Origin of the sequence: Streptomyces sp. NPDC051636 (genome assembly GCF_044453765.1) — a bacterium.
Lineage (GTDB): Bacteria > Actinomycetota > Actinomycetes > Streptomycetales > Streptomycetaceae > Streptomyces.
Map to the genome: position 1 here is coordinate 87809 of NZ_JBITDA010000004.1, position 18051 is coordinate 105859.

Below are 18051 nucleotides of genomic sequence, written 5' to 3' on the forward strand. Positions count from 1 at the left end.
CAGGGCGCAGGCTGTCAGCAGACTGCTCCCATGATCGGATCTGATCCCAAGGCGGACCTCCAGGTGTACCTGCAGGATGCCCGCGACGCGCTGCTGTGGAAGCTGGAGGGCCTGCCGGAGTACGACATCCGGCGCCCCATGACCCCCACGGGTACGAACCTGCTCGGGCTGGTCAAGCACCTGACCGGCGCGGAGGCGCTGTATTTCGGCACGACCTTCGGGCGGCCCTTCGACGACGGGCCCGCCCTGTGGATCGCCGGGGACGCCGAGCCGGACGCGGACCTGTGGGCGCGGCCCGACGAGACGCGGGAGGAGATCACCGGCCTCTACCGGCGGGTGTGGGTCCACTCGGACGAGACGATCGCCTCGCTGCCGCTGGACGCGGTCGGCCGGGTGCCGGGTGCCCGGAACGGGCTGACCCTGCACCACAGCCTCGCGCACATGATCGCCGAGACCCAGCGGCACGCCGGGCACGCCGACATCGTCCGGGAGCTGATCGACGGGGCGGTGGGGCAGCGCGCGGCGAGCCCCAACGTGGCTCCGGGCGACGCGGCTTCGCGTCAGGCGCACGTCGACCGCGTGGAACGCGCGGCGAAGGAGGCCGGGGGCCCGGGGGCCGAGGGCTTGGGGGCCGGGGGCCGGTCCGAGAGCTCCTAGCGCTCGGTCACCTTGCCGTCGGCGACCTCCAGGCGGCGGGTCACCCGTACCGCGTCGAGCATCCGCCGGTCGTGGGTGACCAGGAGCAGGGTGCCCTCGTAGGAGTCGAGGGCCGACTCCAGCTGTTCGATGGCGGGCAGGTCGAGGTGGTTGGTCGGCTCGTCGAGGACGAGGAGGTTGACGCCCCGGCCCTGGAGCAGGGCCAGGGCGGCGCGGGTGCGTTCGCCCGGGGAGAGGGTCGCGGCCGGGCGCAGGACGTGGTCCGACTTCAGGCCGAACTTGGCGAGCAGGGTGCGCACCTCGGCCGGCTCGGTGCCGGGGACGGCCGCGCGGAAGGCGTCCAGCAGGGGCTCCGGGCCGTGGAACAGCTCGCGGGCCTGGTCGACCTCGCCGATCAGGACGCCCGAGCCGAGCGCGGCGTGCCCGGCGTCCAGCGGGACGCGGCCGAGCAGAGCGCCGAGCAGGGTGGACTTGCCGGCACCGTTGGCCCCGGTGACCGCGACCCGGTCCGCCCAGTCGATCTGCAGGGAGACCGGGCCGAAGGTGAAGTCGCCGCGCCGTACCTCCGCGTCCCGCAGGGTGGCCACGACCGCGCCGGAGCGCGGGGCCGCCGCGATCTCCATGCGCAGCTCCCACTCCTTGCGGGGCTCGTCGACGACCTCGAGGCGTTCGATCATGCGCTGGGTCTGCCGGGCCTTCGCGGCCTGCTTCTCGCTGGCCTCGCTGCGGAACTTGCGGCCGATCTTGTCGTTGTCGTTGCCGGCCTTGCGGCGCGCGTTCTTCACGCCCTTGTCCATCCAGGAGCGCTGCGTCTGCGCCCGGTCCTGCAGGGCCGCCTTCTTGTCGGCGTACTCCTCGTAGTCGTCCCGGGCGTGCCGGCGGGCCACCTCGCGCTCCTCCAGGTAGGCCGCGTAACCGCCGCCGTAGAGGTTGATCTCGCCCTGGGCTAGGTCGAGTTCGAGGACCTTGGTGACCGTGCGGGTGAGGAACTCGCGGTCGTGGCTGACGACGACCGTGCCGGCGCGCAGGCCGGTGACGAAGCGTTCGAGACGCTCCAGGCCGTCCAGGTCCAGGTCGTTGGTGGGCTCGTCGAGCAGGAAGACGTCGTAGCGGGACAGCAGCAGCGAGGCGAGGCCGGCGCGGGCCGCCTGGCCGCCGGAGAGGGAGGTCATCGGCTGGTCCAGGTCGACGGCCAGGCCCAGGGAGTCGGCGACCTCCTCGGCCCGCTCGTCCAGGTCCGCGCCGCCCAGGCCGAGCCAGCGCTCCAGGCTCGCCGCGTAGGCGTCGTCGGCGCCGGGGGCGCCCTCGACCAGCGCCTCGGTGGCCTCGTCCATGACCCGCTGGGCCTCGGCGACGCCGGTGCGGCGGGCGAGGAACTCCCGCACCGTCTCGCCCGGGCGGCGTTCCGGCTCCTGCGGGAGGTGTCCGACGGTCGCCGTCGGCGGGGAGAGCCTCAGCTCGCCCTGTTCCGGTGCGGCCAGTCCGGCGAGCATCCTCAGCAGCGTGGACTTGCCCGCGCCGTTGGCACCGACCAGCCCGATCACGTCCCCGGGGGCTACGACGAGGCCGAGGCCGGAGAAGAGCGAGCGGTCGCCGTGGCCGGCGGCGAGGTTCTTGGCGACGAGAGTGGCAGTCATCAGGACGCCGATCCTAACGGCCGGGCCGCCCGCCGCTCAGCCGGGTTTCTCAGCGCGCCATCGCCTCCACCAGCACGCTCCCGGAGGTCCGGGCCATCAGGAAGGACTCCCCCTTCACCGCTTTCGCGTCCAGGGCGATGCGGTGCCGCCCTGGCTCCAGCACCCCGTCGAAGACCTCCTGGGCCCGGGTGCGGGAGAGCCGGTCGAGCCGGTACGCGGTCAGGCGCACCCGGCAGGGCGAGGTGACCTCGACGCACGCCTCGCCGTCGGCGGCGACCAGCCGGGTGAGCCGGCGCTGCTGGAGCGGGCTGCGGTCCAGGGCGTGTTCGATCTGCGCGACGAGGAGCGGGACGATCGGGGCGAGGCCGTCGACGAAGGCCGCGTCGGCTCTCGCCTGCTCGAACGCCCGGCGTACGGCGGCTCGTTCGCCCTCGCCGACGGTGGGGCCGAAGGCCACGGCGCCGTACTGGCGCAGTTCCTCGGCGGGCACGTCGTCGGCGTCGCGGGTGATGTCGGCGCCGATGCCGGTGGTGCGCAGGGCGGCGGCGAGCTTGGCGAGCAGGGCGACGCGGGCGCCGATCAGCAGGACGCGGCGGCCGGTCGCGGGCGGGGCGGCGGCGCCGTCGAGCAGGGCGCCCAGGGCCGCGCGGTACTCGGGGCCGTGGAAGCGGAAGGGGCCGATGCCGTGGTAGCCGTTGAGCTCCGGGTCGGCGCAGACGTCCGTCTGCCAGGCGAAGTCCCGCCAGATGTAGTCCTCGCCGTCCCGTTCGATGACGGCGGTGACCGCGCCGCACCCCAGGTCCTCGCACTCGGGGCAGGCGTAGATGACGTACCGGCCAGCCGGTAACGGCGCCTCGGTCTCCAGCAGCAGGCTGCGGACCTGCGCGGTGAGGATCGCGGGCGGCACGTCGGAGGCGAGCGGGGAGACGGCGTCCAGGTCGGAGAGCTGGTAGAGCAGCGGACGGCCGTCGACGACGAAGTCCATGAAGTCCCGGTGGACCTGGTAGCCGCCGTCGGCGAGGACACCGCCGACGCGTGTCGCCGGTGCCAGGCCGAAGGTCGCGTGTGCGGCAGACATGCGGTGAGTATTCCCAGAACGGGACGGATGTGAGCGCGGCATGACATATTCCGCTACCGTCGCCGCATGGAGCACGGTCCGGGCGACGAGGTGATCGTGGTCGGCGGCGGGGTCGTCGGGCTGACGACCGCCGTACTGCTGGCCGAGGGTGGCAGGCGGGTGCGGGTGTGGGCGCGGGAGCCCGCCGAGCGCTCGACCTCGGCGGTCGCGGGCGCGCTGTGGTGGCCGTACCGCATCGAGCCGGAGCCGCTCGTGGGTGCGTGGGCCCTGGAGTCCCTGGCCGTGTACGTGGAGTTGGCGGGGCGTGCCGAGGAAACCGGCGTACGCATGGTCGAGGGCTTACACGCCCACATGCGGCTGGACGGGCTGGGTCCGTGGGCGACGCGGGTGCCGGGGCTGCGCGAGGACGCCGACGGGTTGCGGGCGCGGCTGCCGCTCATCGACATGTCGACTCATCTGCCGTGGCTGCGGGAGCGGTTGCTGAAGGCGGGCGGGACGGTGGAGAAGCGCGTGGTGACGGACCTGGCGGCGGTACCCGCCCCCGTCGTGGTCAACTGCACGGGCATCGGCGCTCGTTGGCTCGTGCCCGATCCGGCGGTGCGGCCGGTGCGCGGGCAGCTGGTGGTCGTGGAGAACCCGGGGATCACGACCTGGCTGACGTCCGTCGATCACTCCTCGGGCGTCTCGACGTACTTCTTCCCGCAGCCGGGCGGACTGGTCCTGGGCGGTACGGCCGAGGAGGACGCCTGGTCCCCGGTGCCCGATCCGGCGGTGGCGGAGGCGATCGTCGCGCGGTGCGCGGCGGTGCGGCCGGAGATCGCCGGCGCGCGGGTGCTGGCGCACCGGGTGGGGCTGCGGCCTGCGCGGAACGCGGTACGGCTGGAGCGGCGGCCGCTGCCGGGCGGACGGGTGCTGGTGCACAACTACGGGCACGGCGGGGCGGGGGTCACGGTGGCGTGGGGGTGCGCGCGAGAAGCGGCCGGGCGGGCTTGCCCGGCCGCCTGAACCGGTCGGCCGAGCCGGTCAGCTGCCGGGGACGCGCTGGACGGTGCGGGGTACCCGCACGCCGTCCAGATCCGTGACCGTGGGTGCGGCGGACGTGCCGCCCGAGGTGGCGCGGGTGAACGCGGCGGCGCCGCCGACGAGCGGCACCCTGGCCGATGTACGGGCCAGGTCCAGGGTGAGCGTCGGCCTGCTGGACGGAGGGTCGATGAGGTCCTTGTCCGTACCCGCGACGATCAGCACCAGGCGGTGTCCCTTCGGGACGACGTGGTCGGTGGCCGCGAGGTCGAGCGTGATGGTGTACGACTTGCCCGGGGTGAGCGGGACGCCTTTCAGGTCGGAGGCGTGGTTGCCGAGGTCGGCCCAGCCGCGGCTGAAGACCGTGAAGCCGACTGCCTTCGTCCTGGCCCGCGTGGCCTTGAAGCACGCGCTGTCCCCGGCCGTGCTCTCGCCCCAGCAGGTCCGGTCGGTGAGGGTGGTGATGCCCTCGGCATCGTCCGCGTAGTCCCGGATGGTGTCGGGGCCGAGGTCGACGAGGACGGCGGACAGGTGGGCCGTCGGGGCGGTCGGGGTGGCGGTGACGGTGACCTTGGAGGAGCCGGACAGGCGCAGGTCACGGGTGAGCGGGCGGGTGACGAAACCGGCCTTCTCCGGTGTCGGCTCGGCGATCCGCGCGGCCCAGTCGGTCTCGCTCAGCCGCGGGTCGTCCGTGAAGGTCTCGGTGCCCGAGCCCCGCCGCAGGCCGAGGCTGCCGACGCCCGCCTGGGTGCCGGCGGCCGGGCGCAGGGTGGTCGTCCGCGTGGCGCGCGGGGGCCAGACCGCCGAGGTGACCCACTGGTCGGGGTGGCGTTCGATGTCGGCCATCGGCTCGCGGTCGATGCCGTTGGCGTAGCCGAGGAGTTCGTGGTCGAACCAGCGGTGCAGGGTGTCGACCCAGGCCCCGCGCCGGTAGTCGAAGGGGTCGACGTGCCCGGTCTGGGACAGCCAGATCTTGCGCTCGACGCCGTTCCCTGCGAGGGCGTCCCACCACTGGCCGAAGTGCTTGGTGCGGACGTTGAGGTCCTGCAGGCCGTGCACGAGGAAGACGCTCGCCCTCACCTTGGCCGCGTCCTTGACGTAGTTCCGCCCGGTCCACAGGGAGGTCCAGTCGCCGGTGCGCGGAGCCCCGTCGACGAGTTTTCGCTGTACGGCCGCACAATGCGCGTGGCTGTCGTCGCTCTCCACCGCGTCGGACAGCCAGTCGGGGCCGGAGTCGTACAGCGGGGCGCCCTTGGCGAAGTAGTAGTCGTACCAGGAGGAGATGGCGCTGATCGGCACGATCGTCTCCAGACCCTTGACGCCGGTGGCGGCGACGCCGTTGGCGATGGTGCCGTCCCAGCTCTTGCCGATCATGCCGGTGCGGCCGTTGGTCCATGTCGCCTCGGCGGTGGTGGTGCCGCTGCGGCTGGTGTAGGCCTTCGCGCGCCCGTTCAGCCAGTCGATGACCGCCTTCGCGGACTGGACGTCACTGCGGCCGCCGACGTCCACGCAGCCGTCGGAGCGGCTGGTGCCGGCGAGGTCGACGCCGACGAAGGCGTAGCCGCGGGGTACGAAGTAGTTGTCGTAGAACAGCGGCATCTGCAGGACGTGACCGCTCGCGTCGTACGTCTTCTTCTGGCTCTCGTTGCCGCGCCCGCAGCAGGAGTAGTACGGGCTGGCGTCCATGATGACGGGGATCCTGCGGCCCTGCCGCGCCGGTTCGCGGGGCCGGACGATGTCGGCGGCGACGCGGTCGGACTTCCCGTCGCCGTCGCCGTCGAGGCCGGTGTCCACCCAGACGGACTCGCGGATGGCGTCGGCGTAGGAGTAGACCGGCCGGCTCTCCTTCGGGGCGGGGGCGGCCCGGGCCGCCGCCGGGGTGAGGAAGGCGGCCAGGAGGACGGCGACGGCCGCGGTCGCGAACGTTCTCCAGATCGTGAAGCGCATGCGTTTGGGCATGCGCGGACGGTACCCCCGGCCAACTCTCCTGCAGAAGGGGGCATATGAGTGGCCGTAGGGTTCATGACGGCCGAATGGCGATCGTGTGACAACGGGTGCCGTGGACACGCCAGGGGTCACAGGGACTGAATAGGCTCCGAACAGACTTCGTGTCCCTACGACTTGGAGCTGACGTGCACCGCAGAATCCTCGCCCCGGGTGTCCTCGCGACGGCCTCCCTGCTGCTGGCGATCCCGGCATCGGCCGCGAGCTACGCACCCGGCGCACCGGGCATCGGCGACCCCTACCACCCGTACTACGGCAACGGCGGTTACGACGTCTCGCACTACGACCTGAGGCTGAAGTACCAGCCCGCGACGGACGAGCTGGAGGGCACGGCGACCGTCCTGGCGCGCACCACGCAGGACCTGTCCCGCTTCGACCTGGACTTCCTGCTGGACGTGAGCGAGGTGCGGGTCAACGGCGTGCGGGCCGCCTTCGCCAGGTCCGGCCAGCACGAGCTGGAGATCACCCCGAAGACCCCGCTGGCGAAGGGCACGCCGATCACCGTCGTGGTGCGCTACAGCGGGGTGCCGTCGGCGAAGAGCGCGTACGGCTTCTCGACCTGGCACCGCACCCCGGACGGGGCCGTCGCGGCGGACGAGCCCGAGGCGGCCTGGTGGTGGTTCCCCAGCAACGACCACCCGCTGGACAAGGCCACCTACGACGTGTCGGTGGCCGTGCCGGACGGCACCCAGGCGATCTCCAACGGCACGCTGCGGTCGACGAGTTCGAAGCTCGGCTGGACCCGCTACAACTGGCGGGAGGACAAGCCGCAGGCGACGTATCTGGCCACCCTGGCCGTCGGGAAGTTCGACATCACGACCAGCACCTCCGAGGGCGGCGTCCCCGTCGTCAACGCCTACAGCAAGGACCTCGGCGACAACGACGGGGCGGCGCGGGCGAGCGTGGAGCGGACCGGCGAGCTGGTGGACTGGCTCAGCGGCTGCTTCGGGCCGTACCCGTTCAGCTCGGCGGGCGGATACGTGCCCAACACCACCACGGGGTACGCGCTGGAGACGCAGACCCGGGTGTACTACAGCCCGAAGCAGTTCGCCAACGGCTCCAACACCTCGGTGGTGGTGCACGAGCTGGCCCACCAGTGGTACGGCGACGACGTGTCGCTGAAGGGCTGGAAGGACATCTGGATCAACGAGGGCTTCGCGCGGTACGCGCAGTGGCTGTGGTCCGAGCACGAGGGCGAGGGCACCACGCAGGAGTTGGCCGACTACGTGTACGCCTCGCACCCGGCCGACGACGCGTTCTGGACGGTGAAGCCCGGTGACCCCGGCCCCGACGACCAGTTCGACATCGCCGTCTACGACCGGGGTGCCCTCGCCGTCCAGGCCCTGCGGGGCGAGGTCGGCGACGACGCGTTCTTCGCCATCCTCAAGGGCTGGCCGAAGGAGCACGCGTACGGCAACGCCTCGGTGGCCGATTTCCAGAAGTACGCCGAGCAGGTCTCCGGCAAGCCCCTCGCGGCGCTCTTCGACACCTGGCTGTTCCAGCCCTCGAAGCCGGCGGCGTCCGCGGCGCGTACCGCGTCGATCGCGAAGTATTCGGCGGCTCCTGTGCGGCCGGAGTCGTGGAAGAAGATCGAGGCGACGAACGACGTGCACGGCCACTGACCACCGGCTCAGCGGCTGACGCCCGGCTCAGCGGGCGGCGGACTCCGGCCCGGCCACCCGCCCCAGGAGTTCGTCGCGGCTGATCGCGTCCGTTCGCGTCGACGGCACGGTGCAGGCATACGCCCCGGCCACCGCGCCGTACAGCGCGCACCGCGGGGGCGGCTCGCCGGTCAGGCGGCCGAAGAGGAACGCGGCGGCCGCGTCGCCCGCGCCGTTGGAGTCGACCACCGGCGCGGGCGGCACGGCGGCCGGTATGCGGGTCAGTTCGCCGCCGGTCAGCAGATACGCGCCCGCGGCCCCGGCGGTGGCGACGACCACCTCGGCCCGGCCGCGCTCGGCGACGCGGCGCATGGTCCGTTCCGGGTCGGGCAGGGCGGCCGCCGAGAGGAAGACGTGTCGGCCGCGTGGGCGAACGGCTCGTGGTAGGGATTGTCGCCGTCCCAGTCGTGCAGGTCGGTCGAGAGGGTCACGCCCGTCTCGCGCAGCACGGGCAGGGCGTGGGCGCCCGGATGGGTGAGGGTGACGTGAACGTGCCGGCTCGCCCCGGCCAGGGAGCGGAGCAGCGGCTCCGGGAACCGGTCGCCGGGGTGGGCGCGGCTGGTGTCGTACAGGGACAGCCGCCGCCCGTCCGGGCCGACGAGGTTGACCGCCCGCTTGGTGCCGGCGGGCTGCGGGAGTGCGGTGAGCGCGACGCCCCGCTCCTCGTGCAGCGCGCGGACCAGGTCGCCCTCGGGGTCGTCGCCGAGCAGGTCGAGGTGGTGGGTGCGCAGGCCGAGCGCGGCCAGGCCCAGCGCGACGAAGTCGCCGGTCTGCCCGGCCCGGGTGCGGATCCCGGAGTCGATCGGGTAGCTGTCGGCTAGGGCAGGGGCAGCTCGGGGACCTGCACGATGGTGTCCACGCCCGCACCGCCCAGGACCAGTACCTCGGCCTCGCCGCTCATCCCGGCCCCTCCCCGTGGTCGTACACCGTCACCGCGATCCCCCGCCGCACCAGCCGCTCCTCGATCAGCGGCTCGATCCGGGACCACTTTCCGCCCGCCGGCCCGCAGCCTGTGCGGGGCATGCGCACGGACGCGCCGGGTTCCGTCGCCTCGTCCGCGAGCCGCCCAGCGCCGTGTCGATCGTCTCGTAGCGGACGGGGACGCCCTTGCTGCCGGTCCGTATGCCCCCGCTGGCCGACCATCTTGGCCACCCACTCGTACCGCTCGGCCCGGACGAGCTGCACCGCGCCCAGGGCGAAGTCGTTCGCCGCGCGGTCACGGTGCCAGGCGCGGTACGCCGCCTCCGGCTCCGGCCAACGCCGCGAGAGCGCCGGCACGAAGCCCTTCCCCCAGCCGCCGATGGCGTTGCAGACATGGGCGACACCTTGACGCCCTCGACCGACGGCACGGTGGCGTCACCCCGGACATACGAGATCCCCGACATGACGCCACCTTGGACGCTGCCCCTGACAGCGGCCCTGACCTGCTGCTTCGCGTGCGGGCCTACTGCGTGAGGTCGCTCAGCTCCCGGTCCGCGGTCCGCCCGGCCCGGCGGCGCACCCCGAACCAGCCGGCGACCAGCAGCACGGCGATCACCGGGATGAGGAACAGGGTCTTGCGGCCGACCTCCGGGTCGTTCCCCATCATGCCGAGGCAGGCCAGCAGGAAGACGATCGTGGCGATCTCGGTGACCGGGCTGAACGGCAGGCGGAAGTGCGGCCGGGTGACCTCGCCCGCCCGGGCGCGCCGGACGAAGACCAGGTGGCAGACCATGATGATCACCCAGGTGCTGATGATGCCGAGGGAGGCGACGTTCAGCACGATCTCGAAGGCCTCGCTCGGCATGAGGTAGTTCAGGACGACACCGGCCACGCACACCGCGCAGGTCAGCAGGATGCCGCCGTAGGGGACCTGGCTGCGGTTCATGCGGGCGGTGAACTTCGGCGCCGACCCGGCCACCGCCATGGAGCGCAGGATGCGGCCGGTGGAGTACAGGCCGGAGTTCAGCGACGACATGGCGGCGGTGAGCACGACCAGGTTCATCACGTCGCCCGCGCCCGAGACGCCGATCTTCGACAGCACCGTCACGAAGGGGCTCTCGTCGGCGGAGTACACCGAGCCGGGCAGCAGCAGGGCCAGCAGGACGACCGAGCCGACGTAGAACAGGCCCACGCGCCACATGATGGAGTTCACCGCGCGCGGGACGACCTTCTCGGGCTCGGCGGTCTCGCCCGCGGCGACGCCGACCAGCTCCAGGGCGGCGTAGGCGAAGATCACGCCCTGCATGACGAGGACGACCGGCATCAGGCCGTGCGGGAAGATGCCGCCGTTGTCGGTGATCACGCTCACGCCCGGGATCCGGCCGCCGACGTCGTGCTGGGTGGCCAGCAGGAAGATGCCGACCAGCATGAAGGCGACGAGGGTGGCGACCTTGATGATCGCGAACCAGAACTCCATCTCGCCGAATATCTTCACCGAGATCAGGTTCACGGCCAGCACCACCGCGAGGGCGATCAGCGCGAGCACCCACTGCGGGACGGACGTGAACATGCTCCAGTAGTGCGTGTACAGCGCGATCGCGGTGATGTCGGCGATACCGGTCGTCGACCAGTTCAGGAAGTACATCCAGCCGGCGACGTACGCGCCCTTCTCGCCGAGGAACTCGCGCGCGTAGGACACGAAGGATCCGGACGAGGGCCGGTAGAGCACCAGCTCGCCCAGCGCCCGTACGACGAAGAAGGCGAAGACGCCGCAGACCAGGTAGGCCAGGGCGAGCGCCGGGCCCGCGTTGTGCAGGCGGCCGCCGGCGCCCAGGAAGAGTCCGGTGCCGATGGCCCCGCCGATGGCGATCATGTTGACGTGGCGGGCCTTGAGGTCCTTGCTGTAGCCGGCGTCGCCCGCGTCCGCGGGCGTTCCGGTCGCCCGGGGGTGGGTGGCGACGTGTGCCGAATGCACGGCGTCCTTGCTCACGGGTGGTTCCACTTTCTGGTGCGCCCGGGATTCGTGACCCGGGTGTCCGAACGTGCCTCGGCCCGCACCACCCTTGTGACGCGGCACAGACCAAGGCAGCAGCTTCCCAGACGGATCACCCCATATGCGGTGGTCCACCTCACAGAGCGGCACTTCTCACATGGTCGTCACATGTTTCACAGCACTGGTGAGACAGCGATACTGCTGCACATGACGACCGACGCCGAGACCGACGCGGGAACCGGCACCGACACGGGTGCCGGGGAGCCGACCCTCACCGTCGACGAGCTGGCCGCCCGCGCCGGCCTCACGGTCCGCACGGTCCGCTTCTACGCGACCAAGGGCCTGCTGCCGCCGCCGGTGATCGGTCCGCGCCGGGTGGGTCACTACGGGCCCGGGCATCTGGCGCGCCTGGCCCTGATCGAGGAGCTGCGACAGCAGGGCATGACGCTGGCGGCGATCGAGCGGTACCTGCGGCAGCTGCCGGCCGACCTCACTCCGCACGAACTGGCCATCCACCGGGCGGTGGTCGCGTCCTGGGCGCCGGAGACGGTGGAGACGGTGTCGCGGCGGGAGCTCGAGCGGCGGGCGGGACGGCCGCTCGCCCAGGAGGACGTGGAGCGGCTGGCGGCGATGAACGTCGTCACGGCGCAGGACGGGGACGTTTTCCGCGTGGACTCCGGGCTGCTCCGGCTCGGCTTCCAGCTCCTCGGCGTACCGCTGTCCCAGGAGGCGATCCTCGCGGCGCGCGAGGTGCTCGTGGAGCACTCGCGCGCCGCGGCCCACGAGCTCTCCCAGCTCTTCCGCGGCGAGGTGGCGGAGCGTGACGCCCGGGATGTGAAGTCCCTGTCGGCGCACATGCACCCGTTGGTGGTGCAGGCGCTGCTGACGACGTTCCAGCGGTCGCTGAGGGAAGAGCTGGGCGAGTGGCTCACTGGGTCACGGACGGGCTGAGTCGGTGAACCGCTCCCCCTTCTCCGCCTTCTCCACCAGCAGCGCGGGCGGGGTGAACCGCTCGCCGTAGCGCTCGGCGAGCTCACGCGCGCGTGCCACGAAGCCGGGCAGGCCTCCTTCGTAGCCGTTGATGTACTGCAGCACGCCGCCCGTCCAGCCGGGGAAGCCGATGCCGAGAACGGAGCCGATGTTGGCGTCGGCGACCGAGGTCAGGACGCCCTCCTCAAGGAGCCGGACGGTGTCCAGCGCCTCGGAGAAGAGCATGCGTTCCTGCATGTCCTCGAACGGGATCTCGGCGCCTTCCCGTGTGAAGTGCTCCCGCAGCCCGGGCCACAGCCCGGCCCGCTTGCCGTCCTCCCCGTACTCGTAGAAGCCCGCGCCGCCGCTGCGGCCGGTCCGGCCGAACTCGTCGACCATGCGGTCGATGACCGCCTCGGCCGGATGCGGCGTCCAGGTGCCGCCCGCCTCCTCCACGGCCCGCTTCGACTCGCCCCGGATCTTGCGCGGCAGGGTGAGCGTCAGCTCGTCCATCAGGGACAGCACCTTGGCCGGGTAACCGGCCTGTGCGGCGGCCTGCTCGACGGAGGCGGGCTCGACGCCCTCGCCGACCATCGCCACGCCCTCGTTGATGAAGTGGCCGATCACCCGTGAGGTGAAGAAGCCGCGCGAGTCGTTGACGACGATCGGCGTCTTGTTGATCTGCCGGACCAGGTCGAAGGCGCGCGCGAGGGCCTCGCCGCCGGTCCGTTCGCCCTTGATGATCTCCACCAGCGGCATCTTGTCGACGGGCGAGAAGAAGTGCAGGCCGATGAAGTCGCCCTGGCGTTCGACGCCTTCGGCGAGCGTGGTGATGGGCAGGGTGGAGGTGTTGGTGCACAGCAGCGCGTCGGGGGCGACGATGTGCTCGATCTCCTGGAACACCTTGTGCTTGAGCGCGGAGTCCTCGAAGACGGCCTCGATCACCGCGTCGCAGCCCGCGAGGTCCTGCGCGTCGGCGGCCGGGGTGATGCGGGCGAGCAGCGCGTCCGCCTTCTCCTGGCTGGTACGTCCCTTCGCGACGGCCTTGGCGCACAGCTTCTCGGAGTAGCCCTTGCCCTTGACGGCCGCCTCCAGGGACACGTCCTTCAGGACGACGTCGATGCCCGCTCGGGCGCAGGAGTAGGCGATGCCGGCGCCCATCATCCCGGCGCCGAGGACGGCCACCTTACGGACCTGGCGGGGCTCGATGCCCCGGGGGCGGTTGGCGCCGGAGTTGACCGCCTGGAGGTCGAAGAAGAACGCCTGGATCATGTTCTTGGAGGTCTGTCCGGCGGCCAGTTCGACGAAGTAGCGGGCCTCGATGACCTGCGCGGTCTCGAAGTCGACCTGGGCGCCCTCGACGGCGGCGGCGAGGACGGCCCGCGGGGCCGGGTAGGGGGCGCCGTTCGTCTGCTTGCGCAGGGTGGCGGGGAAGGCGGGGAGGTTGGCCGCGAACTTCGGGTCGGCGGGCGTGCCGCCGGGGATCTTGTACCCGGGGCTGTCCCAGGGCTGCCGGGACTCGGGGTTGGCGTCGATGAAGGCGCGGGCCTTTTGGAGGAGTTCCTCGGGCGTGGTGGCCACTTCGTGGATCAGGCCGTTGTCCAGCGCGCGGCGCGGGCTGTACTGGGTGCCCTGGAGGAGGACCTTCAGCAGGGCGTCGGCGATGCCGAGCAGGCGGACGGTGCGGACGACGCCGCCGCCTCCGGGGAGCAGGCCGAGGGTGACCTCGGGACAGCCGATCTTCGCGCCGGGCGCGTCCAGGGCGACGCGGTGGTGGCAGGCCAGAGCGATCTCGTAACCGCCGCCCAGGGCGGCGCCGTTGATCGCCGCCACGACCGGCTTGCCCAGGGTCTCGATGCGGCGCAGGTCGCGCTTAACGGCGAGGCCGCCGTCGAACACCTCCTGGGCGGTCTCGGGGGTGACCCGGATCAGGTCGCGCAGGTCGCCGCCCGCGAAGAAGGTCTTCTTGGCCGAGGTGAGGATGACGCCTCGGACGGAGTCCTTCTCGGCCTCCAGGCGGTCGGCGATGACGGCGAGGGAGTCGCGGAACGCCTGGTTCATGGTGTTCGCGGACTGGTTCGGGTCGTCGAGGACGAGGGTGACGACGCCGGTGTCGTCCTGTTCCCAGCGGATGGTGATGCTCTCGGTCATGGCAGGGGTCTCCGTTGAGGTCTGAGGGGGTCGCTGGGGACTACGACTGGATGCGTTCGACGATCGTCGCGATGCCCATGCCGCCGCCCACGCACAGCGTGGCGAGGCCGTACCGCTTGTCCTGGCGCTCCAGTTCGTCGACGAGCGTGCCGAGGATCATCGCGCCGGTGGCGCCGAGCGGGTGGCCGAGCGCGATGGCGCCGCCGTTGACGTTGACCTTGTCCAGGGACAGGCCCATGTCCTTCACGAAGCGCAGCACCACCGCCGCGAAGGCCTCGTTGATCTCGACCAGGTCGATGTCGTCGATGGTCAGCCCGGCCTTGGCGAGTGCTTTGCGGGTGGCGGGCGCGGGGCCGGTGAGCATGATGGTGGGCTCGGAGCCGGAGACGGCGGCGGAGACGATCCGCGCGCGCGGGGTGAGGCCGTGGCGCTCGCCGACCTCCCGGGAGCCGATCGCGACCAGCGAGGCGCCGTCGACGATGCCGGAGGAGTTGCCCGCGTGGTGGACGTGGTCGATCTTCTCCACCCAGTGGTACTTCTGCAGGGCCACCGCGTCGAAGCCGCCGAGCTCGCCGATGTCGGCGAAGGAGGGCTTGAGCTTCGCGAGGGAGTCGGCGGTGGTGCCGGGGCGCGGGTGCTCGTCGTGGTCGAGGACCACCAGGCCGCCGCGGTCCCTGACGGGGACGACGGAGCGGTCGAAGCGGCCCTCCTTCCAGGCCGTCACCGCCCGCTCCTGCGACAGCGCCGCGTACTCGTCGACGTCGCGCCGGGTGAAGCCCTCGATGGTGGCGATCAGGTCGGCACCGATGCCCTGCGGCACGAAGTTGACGGCGAGGTTGGTCATCGGGTCGTTGAACCAGGCGCCGCCGTCCGAGGCCATCGGCACCCGGGACATCGACTCCACACCGCCGGCCAGGACGAGGTCCTCGAAGCCCGAACGGACCTTGGCGGCGGCCATGTTGACGGCCTCCAGGCCGGACGCACAGAAGCGGTTCTCCTGCACGCCCGCCACCGTGTCCGGCAGTCCGGCGGCGATCGCGGCGATCCGCGCGATGTCGGACCCCTGGTCGCCGACGGGGCTGACGACACCCAGCACGATGTCGTCGATGGCCGCCGGGTCCAGGGCCGGGAAGCGGTCGCGGAGCTCGTGGATGAGGCCGACGACCAGATCGATGGGCTTGGTGCCGTGCAGGGCACCGTTCGCCTTGCCGCGCCCGCGCGGAGTGCGGATCGCCTCGTACACGTACGCTTCGGTGCTCACTGGTATGCCTTTCGCGGGTGGTGGGCCGGGCGGGGCGGGGTCAGTCGCCGTCCCGGGCGAGGTCCTCGTGGGGCGCGAGCCCGGGTATGTCCCAGTGCCGAGCCACCGCCGCGGTGTCGGCGCCGGGCCTGGCGGGGCCGGTGCGGACGCTGGTGGGGGTGGCGGAGAAGCGGGGCGCGGGCGCGGGCTGGGTGATGCCGCCGTGCTCGGTGAAGGTGCCCCGGGCGGCGAGGTGCGGGTGATGCGGGGCCTCGCGCAGGGACAGGACGGGCGCCACGCACGCGTCGGTGCCCTCGAAAAGGGCCGTCCACTCCTCCCGGGTACGGGACTTGAAGCGGGCGGCGACGCGTTCGCGCAGTTCACCCCAGCGGGTCCAGTCCTTGCGGGCCGGGGCGAGTTCCTCCAGGCCGAGCAGCCGCAGGAACTCCTCGTAGAACTGCTGCTCGAGGGCGCCGACCGCCATGTACGTGCCGTCGGCGGTCTCGTAGGTGCCGTAGTACGGGCAGCCGCCGTCCAGCAGGTTGGCGCGGCGCCGGTCCTGCCAGCCGCCGGCCGCCAGCATGCCGTGGATCATCGCGGAGAGGTGGGCGGTGCCGTCCACGATGGCGGCGTCGACGACCTGGCCGGTGCCGGTCGCGCGCGCGTGGTGCAGGGCGGCGAGGACGCCGACGGCGAGGTAGAGCGAGCCGCCCGCGTAGTCGCCGAGCAGGTTGGCGGGGACGGCCGGAGGTCCGTCCGGGTCGCCGATCATGCCAAGGACGCCGGTCGGCGCGATGTAGGCGATGTCGTGGCCGGCGCGGTCGGCGAGGGGGCCCTGCTGGCCCCAGCCGGTCATCCGGCCGTAGACCAGCGCGGGGTTGCGGGCGTGGCAGGCGTCGGGGCCGACGCCGAGGCGCTCGGCGACACCGGGGCGGTAGCCCTCGATGAGGATGTCGGCCCGTTCGGCCAGGTCGAGGACGCGGGCGGGGCCGCTGTCGGCCTTCAGGTCGACCAGCACCGAGCGCTTGTTGCGGTTGGTGACGTCGTACCCGGGGTCGACGGCGAGCGGGGAACCGCCCGGACGGTCCACCCGGACCACGTCCGCGCCCAGGTCGGCCAGGAGCATGGCGGCGAACGGGCCGGGGCCGATGCCGGCCAGCTCGACCACGCGCACGCCGGTGAGCGGGCCCTGTCCTGGCGTCCCTGCCGTGGTCATGCCGCCCCCAGTCACTGTGACACAACTGCTGTAACACCGCTGATGCTAAGAACACGTTCCACCGGACACAAGAGCCTGACAAGCAAGCGCTTTGCCAAGGTATCCGGCGAGGGCGCGGCCGTCCCGGTGCCCGGGTCGGCGCGCATCGAGTCCGGCCATGATCCGTTCATCCCACTTGCGCACGGTGTTCCTGGGCACCGCCATCGGCTGCCTCCGGGCTGGTCGTCGGTCTCCGCACTCCTCACGCTAGCCTCAGCCACCGACAGCGGCGCGGGCTGCACGACCGAGGGGTGTCATGAGCAGGCTGAACAGGACGGACCGTCCCTACGACATCGTGCTCTTCGGAGCCACGGGCTTCGTCGGCACGCTCACCGCGGAGTACCTCGCCGCGCACGCGCCCGAGGACCTGCGCTGGGCGATCGCCGGCCGCGGCGAGCACCGTCTTCAGAAGCTGCGCGAGCGGCTGCCGGGCGGCGCGGACGTCGGCGTCCTGCAGGCCGACGTGACCGACCCGGCCGCATTGCGCCGACTGGCCGAGCACGCGCGCGTGGTGGCCTCGACGGTGGGCCCGTACCTCCGCCACGGCGAGCCCCTGGTCGCCGCCTGCGCGGACGCGGGGGCCGACTATCTCGACCTGACGGGCGAGCCGGAGTTCGTGGACCTGATGTACGTCCGCCACGACGCACGCGCGCGTGAGACGGGCGCGCGGCTGGTGCACGCCTGCGGCTTCGACTCCGTGCCGCACGACCTGGGCGCGTACTTCACCGTCCGTCAGCTGCCGGAGGGCGTGCCGCTGACCGTGGACGGGTTCGTGAGCGCCGACGCGGCCTTCTCCGGCGGTACCCTCGCCTCGGCGCTGAACCAGTTCGCGCGCGGGCGGCAGTTGCTGGCCGCCGCGCGGGAGCGTGGCCGGCACGAGCCGCGGCTGATGGAACGCCGGGTCACGGCGTCGGCGGGCGTGCCCCGGTTCGCCAAGGAGGTCGGCGCCTGGGCGCTGCCGCTGCCGACCATCGACCCACAGATCGTCCGCCGGTCGGCGAAGGCCCTGGACCGGTACGGCCCCGACTTCCGCTACCGGCACTACGCGGCGGTGAGCCATCTGCCCGTCGCCCTGGGCGGCGTCGCGGCCGTCGGCGCGGTGGCGGCCGCCGCACAGCTCCCGTCCGCCCGGCGCTGGCTGTCCGACCGGCTCAAGCCCGGGGACGGGCCGAGCGCCGAGAAGCGGGCGAAGAGCTGGTTCACGGTCCGCTTCGTCGGCGAGGGCGGCGGCCGGCGCGTCTTCACCGAGGTCTCGGGCGGCGACCCCGGCTACGACGAGACCGCCAAGATGTTCGCCGAGGCGGCCCTGTCCCTGGCCTTCGACGACCTGCCGCCGACGGCCGGCCAGGTCACCACGGCGGCGGCGATGGGCGACGCGCTCACGGAGCGGCTCCAGCGGGCGGGGATCGGCTTCCGGGTAGCGGCGTTCTTCTAGGGCCTGTCCGGACAGCACTCCTGTGCGCCT

The 18051-nt window shown here is 72.4% G+C and carries 12 protein-coding genes and 2 pseudogenes; 5 read left to right on the top strand and 9 right to left on the bottom strand.

Translation table 11 applies throughout. The annotated features are described in order from the left end of the window. Window positions 1-30 precede the first annotated feature (30 nt). Complete coding sequence (locus ACIBBH_RS09995) at window positions 31-657, top strand: DUF664 domain-containing protein (RefSeq protein WP_399403759.1); 627 nt, start codon at window positions 31-33, stop codon at window positions 655-657. Here ACIBBH_RS09995 and ACIBBH_RS10000 read toward each other — a convergent pair. Further along, the gene (locus tag ACIBBH_RS10000; protein ID WP_399403760.1) at window positions 654-2294 is read right to left on the bottom strand and encodes an ABC-F family ATP-binding cassette domain-containing protein; all 1641 of its coding nucleotides are present in this window, start codon (window positions 2292-2294) and stop codon (window positions 654-656) included. The two genes, ACIBBH_RS09995 and ACIBBH_RS10000, sit on opposite strands and share 4 nt — an antisense overlap. Before the next feature lie 49 nt (window positions 2295-2343). Further along, entirely contained in the window at window positions 2344-3372 is a 1029-nt protein-coding gene (locus ACIBBH_RS10005) for an oxidoreductase (RefSeq protein WP_399403761.1), read from the bottom strand. Window positions 3373-3438: 66 nt separating this feature from the next. Between ACIBBH_RS10005 and ACIBBH_RS10010 the strand changes: the two genes are divergently transcribed. Continuing rightward, the gene (locus tag ACIBBH_RS10010; RefSeq protein WP_399403762.1) at window positions 3439-4377 is read left to right on the top strand and encodes an FAD-dependent oxidoreductase; all 939 of its coding nucleotides are present in this window, start codon (window positions 3439-3441) and stop codon (window positions 4375-4377) included. A gap of 18 nt (window positions 4378-4395) precedes the next feature. Here the strand turns inward: ACIBBH_RS10010 and ACIBBH_RS10015 are convergent, their stop codons facing one another. Beyond that, the gene (locus ACIBBH_RS10015; protein WP_399403763.1) at window positions 4396-6351 is read right to left on the bottom strand and encodes a Xaa-Pro dipeptidyl-peptidase; all 1956 of its coding nucleotides are present in this window, start codon (window positions 6349-6351) and stop codon (window positions 4396-4398) included. Between the two features lie 173 nt (window positions 6352-6524). On the opposite strand from ACIBBH_RS10015, the gene ACIBBH_RS10020 reads away from it, so the two are divergent. Beyond that, window positions 6525-8018: a M1 family metallopeptidase gene (locus ACIBBH_RS10020; protein ID WP_399403764.1), complete on the top strand. Its 1494-nt coding sequence runs from the start codon at window positions 6525-6527 to the stop codon at window positions 8016-8018. A 27-nt stretch (window positions 8019-8045) separates the two neighbouring features. On the opposite strand, the pseudogene ACIBBH_RS10025 reads toward ACIBBH_RS10020, so the two are convergent. The 3 genes and pseudogenes from ACIBBH_RS10025 to ACIBBH_RS10035 form a co-directional block, all read right to left on the bottom strand. Further along, window positions 8046-8958 (bottom strand): annotated as a pseudogene (locus tag ACIBBH_RS10025) (PfkB family carbohydrate kinase). Further along, window positions 8955-9442 (bottom strand): annotated as a pseudogene (locus ACIBBH_RS10030) (Appr-1-p processing protein). Before ACIBBH_RS10030 ends, ACIBBH_RS10025 begins: the two co-directional pseudogenes overlap by 4 nt. A 59-nt stretch (window positions 9443-9501) precedes the next feature. Next, window positions 9502-10968: an amino acid permease gene (locus ACIBBH_RS10035; protein ID WP_399403765.1), complete on the bottom strand. Its 1467-nt coding sequence runs from the start codon at window positions 10966-10968 to the stop codon at window positions 9502-9504. Between the two features lie 210 nt (window positions 10969-11178). On the opposite strand from ACIBBH_RS10035, the gene ACIBBH_RS10040 reads away from it, so the two are divergent. Beyond that, complete coding sequence (locus ACIBBH_RS10040; RefSeq protein ID WP_399403766.1) at window positions 11179-11922, top strand: MerR family transcriptional regulator; 744 nt, start codon at window positions 11179-11181, stop codon at window positions 11920-11922. Here ACIBBH_RS10040 and ACIBBH_RS10045 read toward each other — a convergent pair. The 3 genes from ACIBBH_RS10045 to ACIBBH_RS10055 are packed head-to-tail and all read right to left on the bottom strand — an operon-like array spanning window position 11908 to window position 16547. Next, on the bottom strand, window positions 11908-14091 hold the full coding sequence (locus ACIBBH_RS10045) for a 3-hydroxyacyl-CoA dehydrogenase NAD-binding domain-containing protein (protein WP_399403767.1): 2184 nt from the start codon (window positions 14089-14091) through the stop codon (window positions 11908-11910). The genes ACIBBH_RS10040 and ACIBBH_RS10045 overlap by 15 nt on opposite strands. A gap of 40 nt (window positions 14092-14131) precedes the next feature. After that, window positions 14132-15352: an acetyl-CoA C-acetyltransferase gene (locus tag ACIBBH_RS10050; RefSeq protein WP_399403768.1), complete on the bottom strand. Its 1221-nt coding sequence runs from the start codon at window positions 15350-15352 to the stop codon at window positions 14132-14134. 40 nt (window positions 15353-15392) lie between these two features. After that, window positions 15393-16547 carry a CaiB/BaiF CoA transferase family protein gene (locus ACIBBH_RS10055; RefSeq protein WP_399403769.1) on the bottom strand — a complete coding sequence of 385 codons (1155 nt, stop codon included), beginning with the start codon at window positions 16545-16547 and terminating at the stop codon, window positions 15393-15395. 295 nt (window positions 16548-16842) lie between these two features. Between ACIBBH_RS10055 and ACIBBH_RS10060 the strand changes: the two genes are divergently transcribed. Then, a complete protein-coding gene (locus tag ACIBBH_RS10060; protein WP_399403770.1) occupies window positions 16843-18021 on the top strand; it encodes a saccharopine dehydrogenase family protein in 1179 nt (392 codons plus the stop codon). The last annotated feature ends 30 nt before the right edge of the window (window positions 18022-18051 follow it).